18 protein-coding genes, 2 tRNA genes and 1 other RNA gene are annotated in these 17,946 nt (G+C 53.7%); 10 read left to right on the top strand and 11 right to left on the bottom strand.

Going from position 1 to position 17,946, the window contains the following annotated elements; genetic code table 11:
• Window positions 1–14: 14 nt before the first annotated feature.
• The 4 genes from RCF31_RS02360 to rssA form a co-directional block, all read right to left on the bottom strand.
• Window positions 15–1,355 (bottom strand): UDP-glucose dehydrogenase family protein, encoded by a 1,341-nt coding sequence (locus tag RCF31_RS02360; protein WP_416412384.1) that lies wholly within the window; start codon window positions 1,353–1,355, stop codon window positions 15–17.
• Between the two features lie 23 nt (window positions 1,356–1,378).
• Window positions 1,379–2,287, bottom strand: coding sequence for a UTP--glucose-1-phosphate uridylyltransferase GalU (gene galU / locus RCF31_RS02355; protein ID WP_299451211.1), 909 nt, complete (start codon window positions 2,285–2,287; stop codon window positions 1,379–1,381).
• A 193-nt stretch (window positions 2,288–2,480) separates the two neighbouring features.
• A complete protein-coding gene (gene rssB / locus RCF31_RS02350) occupies window positions 2,481–3,497 on the bottom strand; it encodes a two-component system response regulator RssB (RefSeq protein ID WP_084875190.1) in 1,017 nt (338 codons plus the stop codon).
• A 102-nt stretch (window positions 3,498–3,599) separates the two neighbouring features.
• Window positions 3,600–4,505 carry a patatin-like phospholipase RssA gene (rssA, locus tag RCF31_RS02345; RefSeq protein WP_084875193.1) on the bottom strand — a complete coding sequence of 302 codons (906 nt, stop codon included), beginning with the start codon at window positions 4,503–4,505 and terminating at the stop codon, window positions 3,600–3,602.
• A 96-nt stretch (window positions 4,506–4,601) separates the two neighbouring features.
• Here rssA and RCF31_RS02340 point away from each other — a divergent pair, with 96 nt between their 5' ends.
• From RCF31_RS02340 to RCF31_RS02320, 5 genes are all read left to right on the top strand, one after another.
• Window positions 4,602–5,057, top strand: a complete 456-nt coding sequence (locus tag RCF31_RS02340) for a YchJ family protein (protein ID WP_299451215.1) — start codon at window positions 4,602–4,604, stop codon at window positions 5,055–5,057.
• Between the two features lie 57 nt (window positions 5,058–5,114).
• Window positions 5,115–5,963 carry a formyltetrahydrofolate deformylase gene (gene purU / locus RCF31_RS02335; RefSeq protein WP_084875197.1) on the top strand — a complete coding sequence of 283 codons (849 nt, stop codon included), beginning with the start codon at window positions 5,115–5,117 and terminating at the stop codon, window positions 5,961–5,963.
• Between the two features lie 144 nt (window positions 5,964–6,107).
• Window positions 6,108–6,192: transfer RNA gene (locus tag RCF31_RS02330), tRNA-Tyr, on the top strand.
• Between the two features lie 42 nt (window positions 6,193–6,234).
• Window positions 6,235–6,319 (top strand) — tRNA-Tyr (locus tag RCF31_RS02325).
• Window positions 6,320–6,356: 37 nt separating this feature from the next.
• Window positions 6,357–6,485, top strand: a non-coding RNA gene (locus tag RCF31_RS02320) — RtT sRNA.
• Between the two features lie 15 nt (window positions 6,486–6,500).
• On the opposite strand, the gene RCF31_RS02315 is transcribed toward RCF31_RS02320, so the two are convergent.
• Window positions 6,501–7,394 carry a LysR family transcriptional regulator gene (locus RCF31_RS02315; RefSeq protein WP_416412383.1) on the bottom strand — a complete coding sequence of 298 codons (894 nt, stop codon included), beginning with the start codon at window positions 7,392–7,394 and terminating at the stop codon, window positions 6,501–6,503.
• Window positions 7,395–7,496: 102 nt separating this feature from the next.
• Between RCF31_RS02315 and RCF31_RS02310 the strand changes: the two genes are divergently transcribed.
• Window positions 7,497–8,126: an NADPH-dependent F420 reductase gene (locus tag RCF31_RS02310; protein ID WP_416412382.1), complete on the top strand. Its 630-nt coding sequence runs from the start codon at window positions 7,497–7,499 to the stop codon at window positions 8,124–8,126.
• Window positions 8,127–8,264: 138 nt separating this feature from the next.
• Entirely contained in the window at window positions 8,265–9,071 is an 807-nt protein-coding gene (xthA, locus tag RCF31_RS02305; RefSeq protein WP_416412381.1) for an exodeoxyribonuclease III, read from the top strand.
• A 33-nt stretch (window positions 9,072–9,104) separates the two neighbouring features.
• Here the strand turns inward: xthA and RCF31_RS02300 are convergent, their stop codons facing one another.
• The 4 genes from RCF31_RS02300 to RCF31_RS02285 all read right to left on the bottom strand — a co-directional run bounded on the left by RCF31_RS02300 (window position 9,105) and on the right by RCF31_RS02285 (window position 13,099).
• Complete coding sequence (locus tag RCF31_RS02300; protein WP_332665967.1) at window positions 9,105–9,401, bottom strand: YnjH family protein; 297 nt, start codon at window positions 9,399–9,401, stop codon at window positions 9,105–9,107.
• Window positions 9,401–11,329, bottom strand: coding sequence for a DNA topoisomerase III (locus tag RCF31_RS02295; protein WP_416412380.1), 1,929 nt, complete (start codon window positions 11,327–11,329; stop codon window positions 9,401–9,403). Before RCF31_RS02295 ends, RCF31_RS02300 begins: the two co-directional genes overlap by 1 nt.
• Before the next feature lie 22 nt (window positions 11,330–11,351).
• The gene (gene selD / locus RCF31_RS02290) at window positions 11,352–12,395 is read right to left on the bottom strand and encodes a selenide, water dikinase SelD (protein WP_416412379.1); all 1,044 of its coding nucleotides are present in this window, start codon (window positions 12,393–12,395) and stop codon (window positions 11,352–11,354) included.
• 152 nt (window positions 12,396–12,547) lie between these two features.
• Entirely contained in the window at window positions 12,548–13,099 is a 552-nt protein-coding gene (locus tag RCF31_RS02285; protein ID WP_299451227.1) for an NAD(P)H nitroreductase, read from the bottom strand.
• Between the two features lie 169 nt (window positions 13,100–13,268).
• On the opposite strand from RCF31_RS02285, the gene sppA reads away from it, so the two are divergent.
• The 3 genes from sppA (at window position 13,269) to pncA (ending at window position 17,000) form a co-directional block, all read left to right on the top strand.
• Window positions 13,269–15,134, top strand: coding sequence for a signal peptide peptidase SppA (sppA, locus tag RCF31_RS02280; RefSeq protein WP_416412378.1), 1,866 nt, complete (start codon window positions 13,269–13,271; stop codon window positions 15,132–15,134).
• Between the two features lie 227 nt (window positions 15,135–15,361).
• A complete protein-coding gene (ansA, locus tag RCF31_RS02275; RefSeq protein WP_416412377.1) occupies window positions 15,362–16,375 on the top strand; it encodes an asparaginase in 1,014 nt (337 codons plus the stop codon).
• A 16-nt stretch (window positions 16,376–16,391) separates the two neighbouring features.
• Entirely contained in the window at window positions 16,392–17,000 is a 609-nt protein-coding gene (pncA, locus tag RCF31_RS02270; protein WP_084875219.1) for a bifunctional nicotinamidase/pyrazinamidase, read from the top strand.
• Between the two features lie 34 nt (window positions 17,001–17,034).
• On the opposite strand, the gene RCF31_RS02265 is transcribed toward pncA, so the two are convergent.
• Both RCF31_RS02265 and msrB read right to left on the bottom strand, forming a co-directional pair.
• A complete protein-coding gene (locus tag RCF31_RS02265; RefSeq protein WP_084875222.1) occupies window positions 17,035–17,316 on the bottom strand; it encodes a YeaC family protein in 282 nt (93 codons plus the stop codon).
• A 2-nt stretch (window positions 17,317–17,318) separates the two neighbouring features.
• Window positions 17,319–17,729 (bottom strand): peptide-methionine (R)-S-oxide reductase MsrB, encoded by a 411-nt coding sequence (gene msrB / locus RCF31_RS02260; protein WP_299451234.1) that lies wholly within the window; start codon window positions 17,727–17,729, stop codon window positions 17,319–17,321.
• Between the last annotated feature and the right edge of the window lie 217 nt (window positions 17,730–17,946).

Genomic DNA, 17,946 nt, shown 5'->3' with positions numbered 1-17,946 from the left:
ACATCCCTCATTTATTACGCAATTTGAATAGAAGCTCCGCGGCCGATTGCATAATAAACGAAGCCGCGTTTGCTGATGCGTTCCGGATCATACAGGTTACGACCATCAAAAATCACGGGTTGTTTTAATGCCGTTTTAATGACATCAAAATCAGGTGCGCGGAAATTCTGCCATTCGGTACAGATGACCAGGCCATCTGCGCCCTGCAGCGCCGCTTCTTTGGTGCCCATGAGTTTCAGATCGCTACGGTGTCCGTAGATACGTTGCGCTTCATCCATCGCTTCCGGATCGAATGCCTGAATAGTCGCACCCGCTTCCCACAGCGTTTCCATCAAAACGCGGCTGGAAGCTTCACGCATATCGTCGGTGTTCGGTTTAAATGCCAGGCCCCACAGCGCAAAGGTCTTACCACGCAAATCATCGCCAAAGTGACGTTTGATAAAGGTGGGCAGTTTGCTTTTCTGTGAGTCGTTAACATCTTCAACCGCCTGCAGCAGACGCGGTTTATAACCGATAGACTCAGCAGTACGAATCAGCGCCTGAACATCTTTCGGGAAGCAGGAACCGCCGTAACCGCAACCCGGATAGATAAAGTGGTAGCCAATACGGGAATCAGAACCGATACCCTGACGCACTTTCTCAATGTCCGCACCAAGGCGTTCAGCCAGGTTGGAGATCTCATTCATAAAGCTGATTTTGGTTGCCAGCATGCAGTTTGCTGCGTACTTCGTCAGCTCTGCGCTGCGGATATCCATTAAAATCATACGATCATGGTTGCGGTTGAACGGCTCATAAAGCTCGCGCAACAGCTCAACCACTTCATCGTTATCAGTACCGACCACGATACGCTCAGGACGCATGCAGTCACTTACCGCTGCACCTTCCTTGAGGAATTCCGGGTTAGAAACCACATCAAACGCGATATTGGCATCACGGTTTTTCAGGGTTTCCGTCATCACCGAGCGCACTTTATCTGCTGTGCCAACCGGTACTGTTGATTTATCGATAACCACTTTGTGGCCATTCATGTGCTGCGCAATGGTACGAGCTACTGCAGTCACATATTTCAGATCGGCTGAACCGTCTTCATCTGGCGGTGTACCCACTGCGATAAACTGCATCACACCGTGGTTTACGCCTTCTTCCGCATCGGTACTGAATTTCAGGCGCCCTGACTCATAGTTCGCCATCACCAGAGGAGTGAGTCCCGGCTCAAAAATCGGGATGATGCCTTTTTTCAGGTTTTCGACTTTATTCGCGTCGACATCAATACAGAGAACGTCATGTCCGACTTCGGCCAACACCGCAGCCTGAACCAGACCGACATAGCCGATACCAAATACAGTGACTTTCATTGAATTATCCTGTGCTTAATGAGTTACTTTTTATTTCCTACTTCGCCTTCAAGCCACTGCGCAAAATCTTTGCCCAGGACCGGGTGGCGAACACCGTACTCAACAAAAGCCTGCATATAACCGAGCTTGTTACCGCAGTCATGGCTCACACCCTTCAGGTGATAAGCTTCAACAGTTTCTTTTTCCATCAGCATCGCAATGGAGTCAGTCAGCTGTACTTCACCGCCAGCACCCGGAGGGGTTTTCGCCAGCAACGGCCAAATATCCGCAGACAGCACATAACGGCCAACCACTGCCAGGTTTGATGGCGCTTCAGACGCTTTCGGTTTCTCAACGACACCCACCATCGGCGCACTTTCGCCCGGGCTGAGATCCGCACCTTTGCAGTCCACCACACCGTATGCGGTCACATCGGCAACCGGCTCAACCATGATCTGGCTACGGCCACTTTCTTCGTAACGCGACAGCATTTCTGCCAGGTTGTCTTTGGTCGGATCAGATTCGTACTCATCGATGATCACATCCGGCAGAATGACGGCAACCGGTTCATCACCGACCAGCGGGTGTGCACACATTACAGCGTGACCCAGACCTTTGGCGATGCCCTGACGCACCTGCATGATGGTAACGTGTGGCGGGCAAATTGATTGGATTTCGTCCAGCAGCTGACGCTTAACACGTTTTTCCAGCATTGATTCCAGCTCAAAACTGGTATCAAAATGGTTTTCGATCGCGTTTTTAGACGAATGGGTAACCAGCACAATTTCGTTAATGCCAGCAGCAATACACTCATTCACGACATACTGGATCAACGGCTTATCGACCAGCGGTAGCATCTCTTTGGGAATCGCTTTCGTGGCAGGGAGCATACGCGTACCCAGACCAGCAACAGGGATTACCGCTTTTTTTACTTTAGACTTAAAGGCAGACATCAAGATACCTCTCTTATAGGCCGCTCAAGTTAATACTTGATATGTCGGTTTAAAAAACGAAATGAGTATATCAGCTACTCACTGACGGATTTATCCTGGATGGAGTTAATCCGCGGAATTTAAGACTATTACCCAAGTGTAAAGCTTACCCCTGGCCCTGTCTCCAGCCCGCAGAAAATATAAATCTAATCGCTTATTCTTCAGCCGATAACATCAGACGCAGCCTGCCACCAGAGCCCCAGACGTGGCATTGCCAGGACTCTGCACGCTGACTAATTTGATTGAGATGGGTACTGCCCATAGTGCCAAGCGGAACCCCATTACTGAGTTGAATTTGATGGGTGTTAATGTGCAGTGTGGCGTTAAGACCTGCCGACACCAAAATAAGATTTTTAAGTTGCCGATGATAATAACCGACCAGCAATGGAAATTGCCCATTCAGGTTTGCCTGACGCAACAACATATTCACCTGACGCAGCAAGCCATTTAACTCCGGCAGGCGCTGTTTCTGCCCGGAAAGTTGCTCCTGCAGCAAGCCGTTAAACAACGCGCGCAACAACAATGCGGCCAACACCCCATTATCCCCGGCACGGGTTACATCAAGACAATAAAACGCCAGGTCTTTATCGGATAACGCGGCAATATCCAGTACCAATCCCGGCTGTTCTGCCATGGTGAGCTGGCGATAATTAATCCGGCAGTTAGCAATAGTTTGCTGCACCGGGGGTTGCAGTTGCTTCAGAAGCTTGGAAGCCGCCAGCGGATCACGCACCAACGCATCCCAATCCTGGAAGAGCTGTTCATCTTCCTCAACCTTGGAGGTAAACATGGAAGGATAAAGGCACTCATACACCGCTTCACGAAAGCGTTCGAGGTTCTTCAAAGGCTTGAGCAGCACATCCTGCACACCAAGGCGTAAGACATGGGCAATATCGGCCATATTTTGTGTTGCTGAGATGATCAGAATTGGCACGCTGTTGCCGCGACTGCGAATTCGCTCGACAAACTGAATGCCTCCCATGCGCGGCATTTCCAAATCGCAAATCACCAGATCAACCGGTTGTGCGGTGAGTAACGTCAGGCCATCGAGGCCATCGCCCGCCTGCATCGTCTGAGCGCCGAGACTGACTAATAAGTTATCCAGCATCGAACGGAAAACGACCTCATCTTCGACAATGAGTATCTTTTTGCCGATTAGTGGTTTTTCCATTCTCTCCCCCTGCGTACCAGATATTTCAATAGTGGTTCATAAAACGCAGTTGCGCCTTTCAGAATTAACTGAAGTAACAACATCTGTGAATGAACAACCTGACTATCTGCTACGAACCAGTGGCAATAGTTCATCCATTTTCTTCTCAACGGCGGCCTTGCCTGCCGCAATGGCTTCTTCAGCACGGTGAAAGTCCAGCGTAGAAATTTGTGGACAGAATGGCTGAATCAGCACATCCGGCGGATCGCCTGCCATACGGTTACGCTTCAGGCGATTTTCCAGTACCTGGATGGAGGTAGACATAATTTCCATCGCACCAGGTGTTTGATTAGCGCGGCGCTGGGCTAATCCCAGCAACCGCTGGCGCAGTTTTTTGCCCCAGCTAAGTGCTTCTGCCGCCGCTTGTTCTTCACCACTTTGCGGCGTAACCGACAGCAAATCTTGTTGCATCAGGTGCGCGTCATGCTGCAAATCAACCGCAATAACGATATCCGCGCCCAGCGCCCGGGTGAGCGAAATCGGCACCGGATTGACCACCGCACCATCCACCAGCCAGTAACCATTGTAGCCAACGGGTGGTAATAAGCCTGGCATACTACAGGAAGCACGTACCGCCTGATGCAGGTCACCCTCGGTTAACCACAACTCACGGCCGGTACTAAGATTGGTGGCGACCACGCCAAAAGGTTTGTCACACTGCTCAATAAAATCATTCGGGATCAGTTGCCGGACGTGACTGAACACCCGATCTCCCCGCAACAGGCCACCGCGCTGCCATGACAGGTCCATCAACCGGATCACATCCCAGTAACGAAAGGCGCTCACCCAGCGTTCCATCATACCCAGACGGCCATTAACGTAAGCTGAACCGACCAGCGCACCCACGGAACATCCGGCGACTACATCGACCTCGATACCGGCCCGCTCCAGCGCGTTAATCACGCCAATATGTGACCAGCCTTTGGCGGCACCTGAACCCAGGGCCAGCCCGATCCTCACCTTTCTCATCTTACCTCGGGTTTTGCCTGGTACGTAGCATCGCGCCTGACACTCGGCTACCATAGCGCGCGCAATCTTTAACTTTAATCACCCTCTGGAGATGACGTGTACGAAAAGTGCCCCTGCTGCAGCGGAAAGCAGTATAGCCTATGTTGCCAACCCTTTCTGACCGGGCAGAGTTCCCCCGCCAGTGCTGAGCAACTGATGCGCTCACGCTACTGCGCTTACGTGGAGAAAAACGCTGCCTGGCTGGTCGCCACCTGGCACCCCAGCCAGCGGGTGGCCGAACTTGAGACGTTATTATCTGAAAGTTTTTCCGGCACCGAATGGCTGGGCCTGAATGTAACCCGTTGTAATCAGGGAAGCCATGAGAACGAAGCATTCGTGACTTTTTTTGCGCGATTCATCGAAAAAGGACGCACTTCGGCCATCTATGAATGTTCACGCTTTCTTCGTGAGGATCAACGCTGGTACTATGTTGACGGAACAACGCCTGAACTGGGGCGTAACGATCGCTGTCCTTGTGGCTCCGATAAAAAATACAAAAAATGTTGTGGCTGATTTGGACATTCACCCAACGGCTTTACCATTCATCGCTTTGACAGGACTCTGATCGAGATGCAAGCGCAAACCATGCAACGAAAAGTATTACGTACCATTTGCCCCGATGCGAAAGGTCTGATCGCCAAAATCACCAATATTTGTTACAAGCACGAACTCAACATCGTGCAGAACAACGAATTTGTCGATCACCGTACCGGGCGCTTTTTTATGCGCACAGAGCTGGAAGGCATTTTCAACGACAACACCCTGCTCGCGGATCTCGACAGTGCCTTACCGGTTGGATCGGTCCGTGAGCTGAACAGTGCCGGACGCCGTCGTGTGGTGATTCTGGTGACCAAAGAAGCGCATTGCCTTGGCGACCTGCTGATGAAAAGTGCGTTTGGTGGTCTTGATATGGAAATTGCTGCGGTTATCGGCAATCACGAAACGTTGCGCTCGCTGGTCGAACGCTTCGATATTCCATTTGCGCTGGTCAGCCATGAAGGATTGACGCGTGAAGAGCACGATAACCGCATGGTCGAAGAGATTGATCGTTATCAGCCGGATTACGTGGTGCTGGCTAAATATATGCGCGTACTAACTCCGGCGTTTGTGCAGCGCTACCCGAACCAGATCATCAATATTCACCACTCCTTCCTGCCCGCCTTTATTGGCGCGCGTCCTTATCATCAGGCCTACGAGCGTGGCGTGAAAATCATTGGTGCCACCGCGCATTATGTAAATGACAACCTCGATGAAGGTCCGATCATTATGCAGGATGTCATCAACGTGGATCACAGCTACACCGCAGAAGAAATGATGCGCGCGGGTCGTGACGTTGAGAAGAATGTACTGAGCCGTGCACTGTACAAAGTGCTGGGCCAGCGTGTGTTTGTTTACGGCAATCGTACGATCATTCTTTAATCACCCAGACGCTGAACTGTGCAAGGCTTCAGCGTCACGGGCAAAAAGTGGGCAATCGATTCATAAATTTAGCGTGGGCGCTTTACAGACTGAGCGCATTTGGTATTATGCGCCCCGCTTTCAGGCGTAATGATTCAGGCCAGTGGTGGGATTCCCGAGCGGCCAAAGGGAGCAGACTGTAAATCTGCCGTCACAGACTTCGAAGGTTCGAATCCTTCTCCCACCACCATCTGAATCGCCGCGACCTGTAGCCACAATATGTATCATCCCTGGTGGGATTCCCGAGCGGCCAAAGGGAGCAGACTGTAAATCTGCCGTCACAGACTTCGAAGGTTCGAATCCTTCTCCCACCACCATCCAGATTTCTCCTCTGTTGATTCCACGCCAGAACATCCATATTGCTGATGGAGAAGGATGAGAAGCTTCGACCGAAGGTTCGGGTCGAGCCACGCGAGACAACGCGCTTTAGCGCGGCCCGAAGGGTGAGGCGCAACGCGCCGAATAATCCTTCTCCCACCACCATCCAGAAATTCCCCCTCAGTTATTTGCAAACTCATTTCTGAGTGCCTCGACAAAACAGCGTATTTTTGCCGTTTGTTTACGTGCCGAGGGAACCAGAACATGCATTGGGCGTGACGGACCCTCGTAATCCGGCAACACCCTGACCAGATGTCCTTTATTGATTTCCTCTTTCAGCACATCTTCTGGTCCCAGCGTGACGCCATAGCCTTCCAGCGCCGCATGCATCAGCGCCTTCCAGTCATTGGATCTTAACCGCCCTTCAGGTCTCACTTCTTCCGTTTTCCCCTCTTTGCGGAACATCCAGCGACAGGGCATAGCGGCCGACCACAGTCCATACACCAGACAAGCATGGTGCTGCAAATCTGATGGTGTCAGCGGTAAGCCATACTGTTGAATATAGGAGGGAGCAGCACAGGCAATCAGCCGGTAAGGTGACAGCGGCCATGCCACCATCGAGCTGTCGGCCAGTTCGCCAATGCGGATAATCACCTCGGCCTCTTCTTCGCCAGGATTGATGACTCGGTCACTCAACGTCAGTTCAACCTGCACCTCTGGCCAGGTCGCCAGATAGCGGGTGATAAAAGGAGCAAGTGCGTAAGAGCCAAACGTCACCGGGGCATTCACCCGAATGATGCCGGAAGGCGTCGCCTGCATATTCAGCACTACGGCATCCGCCTCCTCCACTTCCGACAATACCACCCGACAGCGTTCGTAATAGCTGCGCCCGATATCGGTCAAATGCTGACGGCGTGTAGTGCGGTTGATAAGCGCCGTACCTAAGCGTAATTCAAGCGCGGCGATGTGTTTCGCCACCATCTGTGGTGACATTTCCAGCGCATCAGCCACCGCTGCAAAAGAGCCCAGTTCTGCGGCTTTAACGAATACTTTCATTCCCGTCAGCCTGTCCATGATTAACCCCTTCTAGTTGTTTTTAAAACAACAATAGACCGATTTATCTTCTTTTATGAGAGAATCATAGTAGACCACAGGTCAAGCCCCTGTGGAGGAATAATGAAAATTGGAATTATTGGTGCCGGATTCGTGGGCCGTGCGGTCGCTAAACTGGCAATTCAGGCCGGACATCAGGTCATGCTCAGCAATTCACGTAGTCCTCAGACGTTGTTCAGTCTGCGTCCGATGATCGGTTGTGAAATAGGTACGGCAAGCGAAGCCGCCAGATTTGGCGATATCGTCCTGATAGCCGTACCGCTCACCGCTATCGGTGCGCTACCCGTGGCGGAACTCAGCGGCAAACACTTGCTTGATGCCGTTAACTACTATCCTGAGCGTGACGGTGACATTGATGTACTGACAACGCGACAGACCACCACCAGTGAACTGCTGGCAAGTTACTTACCCAACAGCCAGATTACTAAAGCCTTTAACGCTATCCCCATGACCCAGCTGGAGAGTGATGGATTACCGGCGGCAACAGCCGGACGCCGCGCACTGCCGCTGGCAGGCGACGATAAAGAGGGCAAAGCTGTCGCTGCCGCGCTTTACGAAGCTTTTGGCTTTGATACCGTCGATGCCGGTCCACTGGCTGAAGGTTGGCGTTTCGAGCGCGGAATGCCCTCCTACTGCGTGCGGATGACCAGACAGGAGTTAGCAACGGCACTGGCCCAGGCCAGAAAGGACTGATTTACCACCTGCCGCCCGGCAGCACGCGGGCGGCAAGTAAACCCCACGCCTTACCTTTTCTGTCGATTCTGCCCATGACATTTATGACAAAACTCGCTACCATCCCGCCATACTTATCACGGATAAAATGGCTGCCTCATGAAATTTGTCTCATTTAACATCAATGGCTTGCGGGCGCGTCCTCATCAACTCGAAGCGCTGGTTGAGCAACATCAGCCAGACGTGATTGGCCTGCAGGAAACCAAGGTCCATGACGATATGTTCCCACTCGAGGAAGTGAGCAAGCTCGGTTACAACGTGTTTTATCATGGACAAAAAGGCCACTACGGCGTCGCTCTGTTGACAAAAGCACAACCGGTGGTGGTCCATCGTGGTTTCCCGGATGAGGGTGAAGATGCCCAGCGCCGTCTGATCATGGCAGAAATTCCCAGCCCGATTGGTGATATCACGGTTATCAATGGCTATTTCCCGCAGGGAGAAAGCCGTGACCATCCGATCAAGTTCCCGGCGAAAGAGAAGTTTTATCAGGATCTGCAAAACTACCTGCAAAATCAGCTGGCCGCCGATAAGCCGGTGCTGATTATGGGTGATATGAATATCAGCAGCACCGATCTCGATATTGGCATCGGGGAAGAGAACCGCAAGCGCTGGCTGCGTACCGGCAAATGCTCGTTCCTGCCGGAGGAGCGTGAGTGGATGGATCGCCTGATGAACTGGGGACTGGTGGATACCTGGCGTGCTAAATACCCGGAAACAGCAGACCGTTTCTCGTGGTTTGATTACCGCTCCAAAGGTTTTGATGATAACCGTGGCCTGCGTATTGATCTGCTGCTTGCCAGCCAGCCGCTGGCCTCACGCTGCATCGCAAGCGGTATCGACTATGACATCCGCAGTATGGAAAAACCGTCCGATCACGCCCCTGTGTGGTCAACGTTCGGTTTTTGATGATGCCGGGTGGCCTGCAACAGGCCACCCGGATTATTTGATGATCTTCCAGATTAACGGATTGGTACCCATCACTTTCTCATCGCGTGAGCATTGCAGCAGCACGCCTTCCGCTTTGACCACCGCCCCTTCAGAATAACTGCGATTCTCATAGGTGCAGCACTGCAGGCAATTGCTTTGCTGGTTATTTTGTCCCTGCGTCCAGACTTCAGGTGGCAGATCAACCACCACATCGGTATTGCCGGTGCGTCCCACCTCCGGGGTGCGATTGGCCTGCGCAGCGCTGCTAAACAGCAGTACACCACTCAGCAGCACCATCAAATAACGCATCACTCGGTCTCCTTCATTTTGCGCCGGGCGGGTTTGCGTGATCGTTTTTTCTCACTCGCTGTGCCGCTCGCGGCAATGCCACGAAATGCCTGCAACGACGGCTGCTGACGCGCCTGACCAATCAAACCGATTAAGGTGCTGACCAGCGGCTGCATAAACTCATCGTAACGACAGGCTTTTTCACTGATACGGGTAAGCGTCGATTCCCAGTGCGCCGTCATATCAGGTCGTGCCGCCATTTCGGGTAGCGCGTGAATCAATGCTCTGCCCGCTTCTGTGGAGTGAATATAACGGCCCTTCTTCACCAGGAATGTTCGCCGGAACAATAATTCAATAATTCCGGCGCGCGTCGCTTCCGTTCCTAAACCATCGGTCGCTCGCAGCACTTTCTTTAGATCTTTATCCTGAACAAAACGCGCGATACCGGTCATCGCGGAGAGTAAAGTCGCATCGGTAAAGGGACGCGGAGGCTGAGTCTGTTTCGCCAGTACCTCCCCGCGTTCGCATAACAGCTCATCCCCTTTGCTGACCACCGGCAACGGGGTGCCATCGTTCTCTTCATCTCGCTCTTTACTGCCCAGTAATGCCCGCCAGCCCGCTTCAGCCAGAAACCGGGCTTTCGCGACAAATTTGCCACCGGCAATGTCGAGATCGATCACGCACTTGCGGAACACCGCATCAGGGCAGAACTGCATCAGATACTGGCGTGCGATCAGCCCATAAATATTGGCTTCGTTTTCGCTCAGGTTAACCTTGCTGGAGCGCGCGGTTGGAATGATGGCGTGGTGCGCATCCACTTTTTTATCGTCCCAGCAACGATTGCGCTGATCGACATTGAAATCCGCCGGCGGCGTCATATCCGGCTGGTGTGCCTGGATGGCGTTCAGTACCGCATGCCGACCCGCAAAATGCTCTTCGGGCAGATAACGACAATCCGAGCGCGGATAGGTAATCAGTTTGTGGGTTTCATACAGGCGCTGGCAGCAATCCAGTACATTTTGCGCACTCAGGCCAAAGCGCCTTGCCGCTTCGATTTGCAGACTCGACAGTGAGAACGGCAACGGAGCGATTTCTGATTCCCGTTTATCATTATACCCGGTGACCAGCGCGGGCTTGCCGTTGATGCGTTCCAGCACATGATCCGCCAGCGAACGGTTTAGTAAGCGACCTTCTTCATCCTGCCAGGGTTCACAGGCGTCACTTGGCACCCAGCTGGCGACAAAGCGTTCGTCTTTTGGCGTCACAATGTGCGCTTTGACTTCGAAATAGTCCTTTGGAATAAAGTTTTTGATTTCTTCATCGCGGCGGACCACCAGGCCAAGCACCGGGGTTTGCACCCGGCCAACCGAGAGTACGCCGTCGTAGCCAGCGTTGCGTCCCAGCAGCGTCCAGGCACGGGTCATATTGATGCCATACAACCAATCCGCACGCGCACGCGCCAGCGCCGAGACACACAGCGGAATAAACTCACGGTTTTCACGTAAACGACCTACCGCACGCTCCACCGCCTGCGGATTGAGATCGTTAATTAAACAACGCTGCACCTTTTGACGTTTTTCCGGCGGCAGCTGGAGATAATCGATCACCTCATCCACCAGCAACTGACCTTCACGGTCCGGGTCACCCGCGTGCACCACCTCGGTGGCCTGCGCCAGCAATCCTTCAATAACCTTCAGCTGTTTTGCCACCGATGGCCGTGGCTGGAGCCGCCACTTTTCGGGGATGATCGGCAGATCGGCAAGGTTCCAGCGGGCGTATCGACTGTCATAGCTGTCTGGCTGAGCCTGCTCCAGCAAATGCCCGACACACCAGGTCACCACCTGGTCATTGCCGCAGGCAATATACCCATCGCCGCGTCGGTGCGGTTTTGGCAACACGTCAGCGATGGCGCGTCCCAGACTGGGTTTTTCTGCAATAAACAAACGCATGAATGGCGTCGTTCCTTAAACGTCAGTTAACTACGGTAATCAGCGGCAGATGGGGTTCTGCCACAAAAAGCTCGCCAATGGCGGTTGCAGTGACACCCGCCAGCATGGCACAACGTTGAAACTCCTCGATGGCCGAGGGTTGTACCGCCACCAGCAGGCCGCCAGACGTTTGCGGATCACATAACAACGCGCGCGTCGCATCATCCATCGGCGACACATGTCGGCCATAGCTGGCAAAGTTGCGGCCCGTCCCACCGGGGACAGCACCGGCAGCGATATAGGCATCGACCCCGGACAGACGCGGCACCTGCGCGACAATCACCTCAGCACGCAAGCCCGATCCCTGACAGATTTCACTCAGATGGCCCAGCAAGCCAAATCCGGTGACATCGGTCATGGCGGTGACCCCCGCCAGTTGCGCAAACTCTGCACCGGCTTTATTCAGCTGGCACATCACTTCCGCCGCCAGCGTCTGATGCTCAGGACGCAGCAATCCTTTCTTTTCTGCCGTAGTCAGAATGCCAATGCCGAGCGGCTTGGTCAGGAACAGTTGACACCCGGCCTGCGCCGCGCTGTTTTTCTTCACGCGCGCCACATCAACGATACCGGTCACAGCAAGGCCGAAAATCGGTTCGGGGGCGTCAATGGAATGGCCGCCCGCCAGCGCAATACCCGCCGCCTGACACGCCGCGCGACCGCCCTCCACCACCTGCTGCGCCACTTCCGGGCTAAGCACATTGACCGGCCAGCCCAGAATCGCGATAGCCATAATGGGTTTACCGCCCATGGCGTAGATGTCACTGATGGCGTTGGTCGCGGCAATACGGCCAAAGGTGTGGGGATCGTCAACGATCGGCATAAAAAAGTCGGTGGTACTGACCACCGCGCTGCCGTTACCTAAATCGTAAACCGCAGCATCATCACGCGTTTCATTCCCCACCAGCAGATGGGGATCATGGAAGGCGGTCAGTTCGCTATGCAGGATGGTTTCCAGCACCTGGGGAGATATTTTACAGCCACAGCCAGCACCGTGGCTGTACTGGGTCAGGCGAAGAGGTTCACTCATGGCGGTTCCTTATGCGCTGGCAGATAGCGCTATGTTAGCCTGGCTGCCAGCATGTGGTAAGTGTTACGCGGTTACAGTTCGATCAATCGCACACGCGATGTGCAATCCCTGCAACGTCACTCAGCCTGCCGCACCAGCCCGCCATTTGTCTGTCAGAAATAACTGACAAATTCCGCCGTGTCGGGCGGGAGTACGGTGGTGCTGGATTTCAGCTGTGGCGTCCCCAGATAAAGGAAGCCGACAATCGCATCCTGCTCACGGCAACCAAAGGCTTCGCGTACCTGAGGATGGTCCGTCCAGGGTCCACTGCGCCAGATGCCATTGAAGCCCTGCGCGGCGGCGGCCATTTGCATCGCCATCACCGCACAACCAGCGGAAATCAGTTGTTCCCAGCGCGGCACCTTCGGGTGATCTTCGCATCGCGCCACCACGGTGATAATCATCGGTGCGCGGAACGGTGACGAACTGGCTTTCTCTATCGCCTTATCATCCATCGCGCTGGCACGGGCAGCCTGCTCCAGCAGCTGGCTCAGACGGTCGCGCCCTTCTTTCTCAACAATAATGAAGCGCCACGGCTGTAATGTGCCGTGATCCGGTGCGCGCATACCCGCGCGCAGAATGTTCTCCAGCACCTCACCCGCCGGTGCAGGATCGGCCAGACGTGAAGCCGAGCGACGATTAACTAACAAATCAAGTGCATCCATTATCTTCTCCCTTGTGTAAAAGCGTTGCCTAATCCTGGCATACGACGATCTTTTGTAACAGTCTGGCGCGATTTCCTGCTGACATTTAGCACGCTGCTCTTTAGGATGAGGGCGACATCGGGGCTGCCAGCGTGCTGGCTGTCTTCGGCTACGTGAATATGGAGAGTCTATGCGCACACTGTGGCGAATTATTGCAGGCCTGTTCCGCTGGGGCTGGCGGGTGCTGAATTTTATCCGGGAATTTATCCTTAATTTATTTCTTATTGTTTTGATCCTTGCAGGTGTTGGGATCTGGTTGCAGGTGAGCGGTTCCAGCAGTAGCGAACCGGTGCAACAAGGTGCGCTGAAAGTAGACCTCACCGGTGTACTGGTGGACAAACCTTCGGTCAGCAATCGTCTGAGCCGTATTGGCCGTCAATTGCTCGGCAGCAACAGCGACCGCTTGCAGGAAAATTCCCTGTTTGATGTCGTCGATGCCATCCGTCAGGCAAAAGGTGACAAAAACATCACCGGGATTGTGCTCGACCTGCGTGATTTTGGCGGTGGCGATCAGCCTTCGCTGCAATATGTCGGGAAAGCGTTGCGCGAGTTCCGTGACAGCGGCAAACCGGTGTATGCCATTGGCGATAACTACAGCCAGGCGCAATATTATCTCGCCAGCTATGCCAACAAGATTTACCTGTCACCGCAAGGTACCGTGGATTTACATGGTTTCGCCACCAACGGGCTGTACTACAAAACGCTGCTGGATAAGCTGAAAGTTAATTCACATGTGTTCCGCGTTGGCACTTACAAATCGGCAGTGGAACCTTTCCTGCGTGACGATATGTCGCCGGAAGCACGCGATGCTGATAGCCGCTGGATTGGTCAGCTTTGGCAGAACTACCTGAACACCGTCTCGGCAAACCGCCAGATCACGCCGGAACAGCTGTTCCCAGGCGCCGCAGGCATCATCAGCGGATTACAGGCTGTGCAGGGCGATACCGCTAAATATGCGTTGAACAGTAAGCTGGTGGATGCACTGGAGAGCCGTGCTGTTGCCGATCAGGAGATGATCAAGACTTTTGGCTGGGATAAGCAAAACAACGATTATCGCAACGTCAGCATTTACGATTACACCGTTAAACAACCACCGACGCAGCAGGATGGCAATATCGCTGTGGTAATGGCAAGTGGTGCGATCATGGACGGTGAAGAGACCGCCGGGAATGTCGGTGGTGACACCACAGCCGCGCAGATCCGCGATGCGCGTCTCGATCCGAAAATTAAGGCGATCATTCTGCGCGTGAACAGCCCTGGTGGCAGCGTCACCGCCTCAGAAGCGATCCGTGAAGAACTGGCGGCTGCCCATGCAGCGGGTAAACCGGTAGTAGTATCGATGGGTGGCATGGCGGCATCAGGCGGTTACTGGATCTCCACGCCAGCTGATTATATTGTGGCGAACCCCAGCACCCTGACCGGTTCCATCGGAATCTTTGGTGTGATTAATACCGTCGAAAACAGCCTGAGTACCATTGGCGTGCACACCGATGGCGTTGCCACTTCACCGCTGGCAGATGTCGCGACCACCAAAGCGCTGCCACCTGAAGTGCAGCAGTTGATGCAGCTGACCATTGAAAACGGCTATCGTAACTTTGTTGGTTTGGTTGCCGCGTCACGCCATAAAACGCCAGAGCAGATCAATGATATTGCTCAGGGCCATGTCTGGACAGGTAGCGATGCCAAAGCCAATGGGCTGGTGGATGCCCTGGGTGACTTTGATGATGCCGTCAAAAAAGCCGCCGAGCTGGCAAAAATCACCACACCACAGTTGAGCTGGTATCAGGATGATCCGGGCATGCTGGATCTGCTGCTGAATCAGATGAGTGCTTCGGCTAGCGCTATCATGCCACAGGCACTGAAAGTGTGGCTGCCGGCACCGATGCTGGATGTGATGAGCGCCATGAAGCAACAGCCTGGCCTGTTCGATAACCTCAACGATCCACAAAATCGTTACGCTTTCTGCCTCAACTGCGGCAACGTAAACCCTAAATAATTCGCGTCCCCTGGAGGGGCCTACTTTTGGTGCAGGAGGGCGGCAAGCGAGTGAATCCTCAGGAGCTTACTCAGGTAAGTGACTGGGGCGAATGAGCGCAGTCAACGCACCTGCAGCGCGAAGTATGACGGGTGTGAGATAATCTTTACAGTCCGGCCTCTGGCCGGGCTGCTTTTCCCCGGTAATCCCCTTATACTGCGCGTTTTACGGCAAGTCTGAGTTCATTCATGCAAAAGAAAAATATCTACGTCGCTTACACTGGCGGGACCATTGGTATGCAGCGTTCCGCCCAGGGCTACATTCCGGTGTCAGGTCACCTGCAACAGCAGCTGGCCAATATGCCTGAGTTCCACCGTCCGGAAATGCCAGATTTCACCATTCACGAATATCACCCGCTGATGGATTCCTCCGACATGACGCCGGAGGACTGGCAGGCTATCGCCAATGATATCAAACAGAATTACGACCAGTACGACGGCTTTGTGATTCTGCATGGTACCGATACCATGGCATTCACCGCGTCGGCACTCTCCTTTATGCTGGAGAACCTTGACAAGCCGGTGATCGTCACCGGATCACAGATCCCACTGGCAGAATTGCGCTCAGACGGCCAACAGAACCTGCTTAACTCGTTGTATGTGGCGGCTAACTATCCGATCAACGAAGTGACGCTATTCTTTAATAACACCTTGTTCCGGGGTAACCGCACCACCAAAGCGCACGCTGATGGCTTCAACGCGTTTGCCTCGCCAAACCTGCCACCGTTACTGGAAGCGGGTATTCATATTCGCCGCCTGAATACCCCACCGGCACCGCCAGGCAAGGGTGCACTGATTGTCCATCCGATCACCCCACAACCGATTGGTGTGGTGACCATTTACCCGGGAATATCTGCGGAAGTGGTACGTAATTTCCTGCGTCAACCGGTGAAAGCCCTGATTCTGCGCTCCTATGGCGTAGGCAATGCGCCGCAAAACGCGGAGTTCCTGGCCGAGCTGCAACAGGCGAGTGAGCGTGGCATTGTGGTGGTCAACCTGACGCAGTGCATGTCTGGCAAAGTGAATATGGGGGGATACGCCACCGGTAACGCGCTAGAGCATGCTGGCGTGATCAGCGGTTTTGATCTCACTGTTGAAGCAACATTAACAAAACTTCACTTTTTACTGAGTCAAAACCTCACCAGCGGAGAAATTCGTGCCAGAATGCAGCAGAATTTACGTGGCGAACTGACAGAAGATTGATACGGAGCGAGATGTAATGAAGCGGGCATTGATAATCATCGATATACAAAACGATTTTTGCCCCGGTGGCCCAATGGCAGTGCGTGAAGGTGACCTGACGGTTGCTGTTGCCAATCGCTACGCACGTGAATTTCGGGCCAGGGGCGAGTGCGTGGTGGCATTGCAGGACTGGCACCCGAAAAACCATGGCAGCTTTGCCTCTGTATCCGGCGAGCCGGTGTATACCTTAGGGGAACTGAACGGACTGGCGCAGATTTGGTGGCCAGACCACGGCATTCAGGGTTCTGCAGGGGCCGATTTCCATCCGGAGCTGGATCGTTCGCTGATTGATGCGGTGTTCCATAAAGGACAGGATGTGGATGTCGACAGTTATAGCGCCTTTTTCGACAACGGCCACCGCCGTAAAACCGAGCTGGACAGCTGGCTGCGCGAACGTGATATCAGCCATTTAGTGGTATTGGGGCTGGCAACCGATTACTGCGTCAAATACAGCGTACTGGATGCGCTGGAGCTGGGTTATCAGGTTGAAGTGGTGGAAGAAGGCTGCCGCGGTGTCAACCTCAACCCCGACGATAGCGCCATTGCCATAGAGCAGATGCGTAATCAGGGTGCGGTAATTATCTGAAAATCAGGGCTGGTGGTCACCAGCCCTTCAGCAATCAGTGCAGGTTGATACGGGTCACATCGGTTTCGATGCCGAACTCTTCTTTCAGCTCTTTCTTCGACTTCATCACCATCTCACCATCTTTGCCAATGGTCATATGCTGCGGTGCATCGTTGTGACGCGCCTGCCACAACATCACCAGCTGCAGGCAGTTTTCACGCTGCTCCGGGGTCAGCGCTACCCCATCCGGCCACTTCCCCGTCTCCACCGCGGTGGCAAGACGCTGGTAAACTTCTGGCGTCATCGCCGCCAGCATCGCTTCCAGTTCCTGTTTCATGCTTACCCCTGCTGTTGCTTGCCCTGCTCATCAGTGAAGCTGAGCGAAGCGGAGTTGACGCAATAGCGTTCACCGGTCGGCTGTGGTCCATCCGGGAACACATGCCCCAGATGCGCATCACAGTTTCCGCAGCGGATTTCGACGCGGTGCATGCCGTGGCTATCATCTTCGAGGTAACGAATCGCGTCGTCGCTGACGGGCTGGTAGAAGCTTGGCCAGCCACAGCCAGAATCATATTTGCTCTCGGAAAGGAACAGCGGCGCGTTACACACCAGGCAGTGGTAGATGCCCTCCTGCTTATTATGCAAAAGGGCGCCGGTAAAAGGAGGTTCCGTTCCGCGATGCTGGGTTACATAGCGCTGCATTTCGGACAGCTGCGCGATTTTTTCCGCAGGTGCGGTGTCTTTAGCCATTTTAGGATTCCGGGATGTCATTCTGAAAAAATCGACTAGTATTCTAACAAACGAATAACATCATCCGGGTCTTTTTTCGTGCGAACGCATTCGTCTCGCAGAGCACAGCACGAATTTGTGATGCCGATCACCCTTTACAATACACATCCCTTTATAGTCGGCGATCGGCAGATCTGGCTCTGGAATAATCGCCGTTGCGCAAGCGATTGCGCAACGA

This window comes from Pantoea sp. App145, from assembly GCF_047947045.1.
Classification (GTDB): domain Bacteria; phylum Pseudomonadota; class Gammaproteobacteria; order Enterobacterales; family Enterobacteriaceae; genus Pantoea.
The sequence above is the reverse complement of the archived record's forward strand: the minus strand, read 5'-3'. Positions and strand labels throughout refer to the sequence as shown.

What these genes read in the sequence shown, in the direction of transcription:
- RCF31_RS02360 (WP_416412384.1), bottom strand. Translation starts at nt 1,355, where the DNA reads ATGAAAGTCACTGTATTTGGTATCGGCTATGTCGGTCTGGTTCAGGCT.
- galU (WP_299451211.1), bottom strand. Translation starts at nt 2,287, where the DNA reads ATGTCTGCCTTTAAGTCTAAAGTAAAAAAAGCGGTAATCCCTGTTGCT.
- rssB (WP_084875190.1), bottom strand. Translation starts at nt 3,497, where the DNA reads ATGGAAAAACCACTAATCGGCAAAAAGATACTCATTGTCGAAGATGAG.
- rssA (WP_084875193.1), bottom strand. Translation starts at nt 4,505, where the DNA reads ATGAGAAAGGTGAGGATCGGGCTGGCCCTGGGTTCAGGTGCCGCCAAA.
- purU (WP_084875197.1), top strand. Translation starts at nt 5,115, where the DNA reads ATGCAAGCGCAAACCATGCAACGAAAAGTATTACGTACCATTTGCCCC.
- RCF31_RS02315 (WP_416412383.1), bottom strand. Translation starts at nt 7,394, where the DNA reads ATGGACAGGCTGACGGGAATGAAAGTATTCGTTAAAGCCGCAGAACTG.
- RCF31_RS02310 (WP_416412382.1), top strand. Translation starts at nt 7,497, where the DNA reads ATGAAAATTGGAATTATTGGTGCCGGATTCGTGGGCCGTGCGGTCGCT.
- xthA (WP_416412381.1), top strand. Translation starts at nt 8,265, where the DNA reads ATGAAATTTGTCTCATTTAACATCAATGGCTTGCGGGCGCGTCCTCAT.
- RCF31_RS02300 (WP_332665967.1), bottom strand. Translation starts at nt 9,401, where the DNA reads ATGCGTTATTTGATGGTGCTGCTGAGTGGTGTACTGCTGTTTAGCAGC.
- RCF31_RS02295 (WP_416412380.1), bottom strand. Translation starts at nt 11,329, where the DNA reads ATGCGTTTGTTTATTGCAGAAAAACCCAGTCTGGGACGCGCCATCGCT.
- selD (WP_416412379.1), bottom strand. Translation starts at nt 12,395, where the DNA reads ATGAGTGAACCTCTTCGCCTGACCCAGTACAGCCACGGTGCTGGCTGT.
- RCF31_RS02285 (WP_299451227.1), bottom strand. Translation starts at nt 13,099, where the DNA reads ATGGATGCACTTGATTTGTTAGTTAATCGTCGCTCGGCTTCACGTCTG.
- sppA (WP_416412378.1), top strand. Translation starts at nt 13,269, where the DNA reads ATGCGCACACTGTGGCGAATTATTGCAGGCCTGTTCCGCTGGGGCTGG.
- ansA (WP_416412377.1), top strand. Translation starts at nt 15,362, where the DNA reads ATGCAAAAGAAAAATATCTACGTCGCTTACACTGGCGGGACCATTGGT.
- pncA (WP_084875219.1), top strand. Translation starts at nt 16,392, where the DNA reads ATGAAGCGGGCATTGATAATCATCGATATACAAAACGATTTTTGCCCC.
- RCF31_RS02265 (WP_084875222.1), bottom strand. Translation starts at nt 17,316, where the DNA reads ATGAAACAGGAACTGGAAGCGATGCTGGCGGCGATGACGCCAGAAGTT.
- msrB (WP_299451234.1), bottom strand. Translation starts at nt 17,729, where the DNA reads ATGGCTAAAGACACCGCACCTGCGGAAAAAATCGCGCAGCTGTCCGAA.